The sequence below is a fragment of the Mesorhizobium sp. M1A.F.Ca.IN.020.03.2.1 genome, from assembly GCF_004023205.1.
Taxonomy (GTDB): Bacteria; Pseudomonadota; Alphaproteobacteria; order Rhizobiales; family Rhizobiaceae; genus Mesorhizobium.
In genome coordinates this window covers 1-4387 of the sequence record NZ_RZSV01000338.1, presented here as the reverse complement: position 1 = coordinate 4387, position 4387 = coordinate 1, and the positions used below count along the sequence as shown (strand labels likewise).

Genomic DNA, 4387 nt, shown 5'->3' with positions numbered 1-4387 from the left:
GCCATCACCAAGGCCTATGCGGACGCCTACCTTGCCGACCAGCTCAACGCCAGCTTCGACGCCACCGAGCGCGCGGCCGTTTGGCTGCAAGGCCGGCTGACCGAACTGCGCGAAAGCTCGCAGGCAGCTGCGCTGGCGGTCGAGAAGTTCAGGGCCGAGCACGGGCTTTCCGCAAACAGCGACGGCCAGTTGCTCAGCGACAAGCAACTCGCCGACCTGAACGCCCAGCTCATCGTCGCGCAGGCCGATACAGCCCGCGCCAGCGCCCGCTACCAGCAGTACAAGGCGATCGTCGACAGCGGCTCCGAAAGCGCCTTCAACGATTCCGCGATAGCGGCCGATCAGCCGAGCAGCTCGGTCATCATCGCGCTGAAAACCCGCTATCTCGCGATCGCCAAGCGGTTGCAGGACGTCGAGAACAACTTCGGCAAGGATCACCCGCAGGCGGTTGCGCTGGCCAAGGAGAAGGCCGACGTCTCGGCGCAGATCTTCGGACAGCTGAAACAGATCACCGAAAGCTACCGAAACGACTATCAGGTGGCGCAGGCGCGCGAGACCGCGCTTAGGGAGAAAATCGCCACCCAGGCAGGCAAGAGCTCGATCGACAACCAGTCGCAGGTCAGGCTGAAGGAGCTCGATCAGCAGGCGCAGGCGCTGACCACGCTCTATCAGACTTTCCTTAGCCGTTACGAGGAAGCGTCGCAGCAGCAGTCATTCCCGGTCGGCAAGGTCCGCATCATCTCCGACGCGTCGATGCCTCTCACCGCCTCGGCTCCGCGCACCTTGCGTGTGCTGGCGCTCTCGCTGGTGCTTGGCCTCATGCTCGGCGCCGGCTGCGGAGGCCTGAACGAATTCAACGAGCGCTTCTTCCGGACAGGCGAGGACATTCGCGACCGTGTCGGCCTGAAGTTCCTCGGCTATCTGCCGACGATCGGCGGCGGCAAGGCCAAGGAGTCGAAGCCGGACGACTTGCCGGCCGACGGCAAGGTCACCAGCCTGTCGGCCGCCGAGAAACGGGCGCGCATGCGGGTGAGCCTCGATGCGCCGGCCTCGATGTTCGCCGAGACGCTCCGCAATGCCAAGATCGCTTTCGACGTGGTGATGGAAGACAAGGGCAGTCGGGTGATCGGCGTCATCTCCGTCCTGCCCGGCGAAGGCAAGTCGACGGTTGCGGCGAACCTCGCCGGTCTGCTCGCCGCCAACGGCGCCAAGACTTTGCTGATCGATGGCGACCTGCGCAATCCGGGCCTCAGCCGCAGCCTCGGCATGGAGTCGGAGCACGGGCTGATGGAAGCGGTGGTCAATGGACAGACCTGGCAGTCGGTCGGCAAGGTCGACCGCCAGACCAAGCTGGCGATCATCCCGGCCGTGGTGCGCGGCCAGTTCTCGCACACCAGCGAGCTTCTCGGCTCCGCCGGCATGCGGCGTTTCATCGAGAACGCCAAGGAGACGTTCGAATACATCATCGTCGACCTACCGCCGCTCGGCCCGGTGGTCGACGCCAAGGCCTTCGCGCCGCTGGTCGACGGCTTTGTGCTCGTCACCGAGTGGGGACGCACGCCACGCGCCATGGTGCGCTCGATGCTGGAGTCGGAACCCTACATCGCCGAAAAGATCACCGGCGCGGTGCTCAACAAGGTCGAGCTGAAGAAGCTGGCGAAATACGGCTCTCTCGGCGGTTCGGAAAAGTTCTTCGACCGCTATTCGAGTTACTACCTCGAGAAGTCGGAATCGCGCGCCAAGCAGGCCGCCTAAAGCAGTTCATCCGACGAAAAGCCGCGGCGGTTATTCTCCGGTCGACAGCAGCCGCCCATATTTGCCGACGATCCTGAGGGCGGTCAGCCGGCCGCTCTGGAAGGCGCCGGTGTCGATGCCGAGCCGGCGCCCGTCGAGCGTCGGAACGTCCACGATCGTATGTCCGTGCACGACCCAGCGATCGAGGCGGTGCGCCGCCGCCAGGAACTCGGATCGTATGTTGAGCAGGTCGGCCTCGTCCTGCGCTTCGAGCGCGATGCCGGGCCGGATGCCGGCATGGACGAAAAGGAACCGCTCCGAACAGATCATCACCGGCAGCGTGCGCATGAAGGCGACGTGGGTGGCCGGAATGGCCTCGCGGATACGCTCGTCTACCTCTTCGCTCGATCCGTAGAGATCGGCCAGGCGGTCGGGATCGATACCGTAGGAGAACAGCGTTTCCCGTCCGCCGACGCGGAGCCACGGCTCCAGTGACAGATGGCCGTCGAGATAGGCGAGCATCGCCACTTCGTGGTTCCCGGCAAGGCACACGCGCATGAAACCTTCTGGCGGCGGTGCCATCAGATGCTCGACCACGCGCCGCGAATTGGGCCCGCGGTCGACATAGTCGCCGAGCATTATGATGATCTTGCGGCCGCGGAACTGCAGCGCGTCGAGCTCGATCTTCTGCTCCAGCGTGCTCAGCTCGTCGTAGCAGCCATGCACGTCGCCGATCGCGTAGACCACCGTGTCGCGCATATCCATCATCAGCCGTTCGCGCGGCAAGGGCCGGGGTCGTCTCGATCGTTGGAACAGGCTCACGGATTGAGGCTCGGTACTCAAACTAGGGTCATGCCACGGAGCGTGGACCAAGCCTCGATATCATGTCGAATGCAAACATTTCCACACCGGGCTGCTCGATGCACATCGCCAAAAAGGCGCAGCGGTCTTGGCAAAACGACGTGCATCAATACCCCGAAAAGCGTCGGCTGACTCCGTTTCAGCGCGATGCGCTTTAGGCTGCTTTGAGCCGATAACGGAAAAGCGTGCGGTCGAGCAGCATGCGGACGCGCGGCTCGGCCTCGGCCGCCACCAGCCAGCTTGCCGCGATCATGGCCATGCCGACGATCGGGATCGAAACCAGGTATGGCACGCCGGCGCGGATCAGGACGCCGAGCAGCGCCGCGCCGACGACATCGTGGATGAGGTAGAGCGGATAGGTCATCAGCCCGATCCGGCGCCAGCCGCCCCGGGAAAGGTTGAGGCGCAGCGACCAAGCCATCAGCGCCACCGCGGCCAGGAAGATGATGATCGGCGGCGCATAGGGCATCGCCGCTTCCACCTTGATGCTGTGCACGTCGACCGAGCTTACGATCTGCAGCGCTCCGCCGGCGAGAAACAGCGCCGAGAAGCAGAGCCGTGCCGCTGTCACCGCCTTGAAGCGCATCAGCCAGATGAGCACGCCGACCGCGAAGAACGCGCCGTGATGCACCAGGGTGAGCTGCAGCCAGCGCGCCTCCGCGAGATCGGTCCAACCGAAGGCGAAATAGAGACACCAGAACAGCGTGCTGACCAGGCCGATGATGACGGCGACAGCTTCCATCAGGTCGAATCGGCCGAACCGCAGCAGGGTCCAGACGATGGCGTAGAAGGCGATCTCGATGCCGAGCGTCCAGTAGACACTGTCGACCCATGGCTCGAACGGCACGAACAGCGCCGTGCGGGCAAGTCGCACCACGGCATCGGTCGGCCAGGAAAGACCGACCATCAGCAGCACGATCGCGGAGATGGGCGCGCAGACCCAGACCGCCGGCGCCAGCCGTCTGACACGGGCTTCGAAGAACTTCAGCGGCGTCGAATTCTCGGCGCTGAATGCGATGACGAAGCCGCTGATGACGAAGAACACCTGAACGCCGACCCAGCCGGAGCCGACAAACGCCATTTCGGGATGGGCAGGGATGCCGCCGGTCGAGCGCGCCGACACGCCGTCGGGAAACGCCCATACCCAGAAGCCGTAGTGATAGAACATCACCATGACGGCGGCGAGGAAACGCAAAATGTCGACGCCGCCGAATGTGGTCTTGTGCTGAGCCATGCCGTGCCTTCGGAACGGCCCCCCGGGCAGACTTCTAGGGGGTGCTGCTGCATTGCACAACAGTCGATTGCAGCGCAGGATGAATTCGCTAGGCTGCCTCGCGTTGCGATCCCGCGAGACGGCTAGATCCCGATGCCGCGCCCCTTGAGCGCCGCCGTGATCTCGTCGAGGATCGCGGGATCGTCGATGGTCGCCGGCATCGTCCATTCCTCCTTGTCGGCGATCTTCTGCATCGTGCCGCGGAGGATCTTGCCGGAGCGCGTCTTCGGCAGCCGCTTGATCGTCACCACCGTCTTGAAGGCTGCGACCGGTCCGATCCGCTCGCGCACCAGGCCCACCACCTCGCTTTCGATGGCGCCGGTGTCGCGCGCCACACCGGCGTTGAGCACGACGAAGCCGAGCGGCACCTGGCCTTTCATCGCGTCGGCGATGCCGATCACGGCGCATTCGGCGACGTCCGGATGCGCGGCCAGCACCTCCTCCATCGCGCCCGTCGAGAGGCGGTGCCCGGCGACGTTGATGATGTCGTCGGTGCGGGCCATGACGTAGAGATAGCCG

At 64.6% G+C, this 4387-nt stretch carries 3 protein-coding genes and 1 pseudogene; 1 reads left to right on the top strand and 3 read right to left on the bottom strand.

Annotated features, from left to right (window positions below; translation table 11 throughout):
* A partial coding sequence (locus tag EOA79_RS30030; protein ID WP_128293560.1) for a polysaccharide biosynthesis tyrosine autokinase occupies positions 1 to 1755 on the top strand: 1755 nt, incomplete at its 5' end.
* 30 nt (positions 1756 to 1785) lie between these two features.
* On the opposite strand, the gene EOA79_RS30025 is transcribed toward EOA79_RS30030, so the two are convergent.
* From EOA79_RS30025 to prpE, 3 genes and pseudogenes are all read right to left on the bottom strand, one after another.
* A complete protein-coding gene (locus EOA79_RS30025; protein WP_164748504.1) occupies positions 1786 to 2502 on the bottom strand; it encodes a metallophosphoesterase family protein in 717 nt (238 codons plus the stop codon).
* A gap of 247 nt (positions 2503 to 2749) precedes the next feature.
* The gene (locus tag EOA79_RS30020) at positions 2750 to 3829 is read right to left on the bottom strand and encodes an acyltransferase (RefSeq protein WP_095824321.1); all 1080 of its coding nucleotides are present in this window, start codon (positions 3827 to 3829) and stop codon (positions 2750 to 2752) included.
* Between the two features lie 122 nt (positions 3830 to 3951).
* Positions 3952 to 4387: pseudogene (prpE, locus tag EOA79_RS30015) on the bottom strand (propionyl-CoA synthetase); the annotation flags it as partial.